A 1049-nucleotide genomic window follows, 5' to 3' on the forward strand; every position below is an offset into this window, starting at 1 on the left:
GGCTCGTTATGGCCGGCGTGCCGGCTGCCTCCACCGGCTTGAACGAGCCGGGCCGCACCGTCAGCACCACCGTGGCGTGCCCCGGGAACTCCATCTCCACGTTCACCTTCTGCCCGTAGCCCGAGCGGGTGGCCACCCAGCCGTCCCCGTCGCRCTCCACCTTGAACACGTCGGTGGTGAACCCGTGGCCGTCGCGCACCACCAGCGGCGCCGCGTAGCCCAACGTATCGATGCTATGCGGCAGCAGCACCAACGAAGGCTGCCGCGCGGCGATCAGCGCGCGCACCGAAGCTTCATATACCTCCGGATCGAAGGCATCCCCGGCGCTCTGCACCGTCACGATCTCATCCACCCCCGCCAACTGCAGCGCCTGCGCGTGGCGCGCCGGGTCGGCGGCGATCAACGCCACCTGTACCGGCTCGCCGCTGGATGCCTTCAGCGAAGTTGCCAGGCCGATCAGCTCGCGGCTGACCGGACGCAGTTCTCCCTTGCGATGCTCGACTACCACCAGAATGCCCGCCATCATGCTTCTCCCCTGAATTCCTTGATGATCTTCGCCAGTTGCGATGCCTGCTCCGCGGGGGTGCCCTCGATCATCTGGGCGCGCCCTTTCTCCGGCACATACATGCGCCGCACCCGCGACAGCGATCCCGCCGCGCCGGTATCGCCGGCCGCCAGTCCGATGTCGTCCGGCCCGACCACCTCGATGGGCCGTGCCGCCGCCTGCTTGATGCCGCGCAGCGATGCGTAGCGCGGCGTGTTGATACCCAGTTGCAGCGTGAGCACGGCCGGGGTGTTGATCTTCACGACGGCGTAGGTGCCGCCCTCCAGCTCGCGCCGCACCGTTGYCGTGCCCTCGCCCGGGGTGTATTCCAGCGCGGCCACCACCGCCGCATGGGGTGTGTCCAGCAGGCCCGCCATGGCCATGCCGGTGGCGCCGAAAGCGTGATCGGAAGCCTGCACGCCAGCAAAAACAAGATCGGCGGACTCGCGGCGGGCAAGCGCGGCCAGCACGCGCGCCACCGCGATCGGGTCGGCCTCTTCCAGGG

2 protein-coding genes are annotated in these 1049 nt (G+C 69.2%); both read right to left on the bottom strand.

What is annotated here, in order from left to right:
- Nucleotides 1–526 (bottom strand): electron transfer flavoprotein subunit alpha/FixB family protein (locus AC1DKD_RS41485; protein ID WP_477144770.1); only part of this gene is annotated, 526 nt, incomplete at its 3' end.
- The coding region (locus AC1DKD_RS41490) for an electron transfer flavoprotein subunit beta/FixA family protein (RefSeq protein ID WP_477144771.1) at nucleotides 523–1049 on the bottom strand (527 nt) is incomplete at its 5' end. The genes AC1DKD_RS41490 and AC1DKD_RS41485, both read right to left, overlap by 4 nt.

Source organism: Cupriavidus sp. 05T313 (assembly GCF_056396665.1).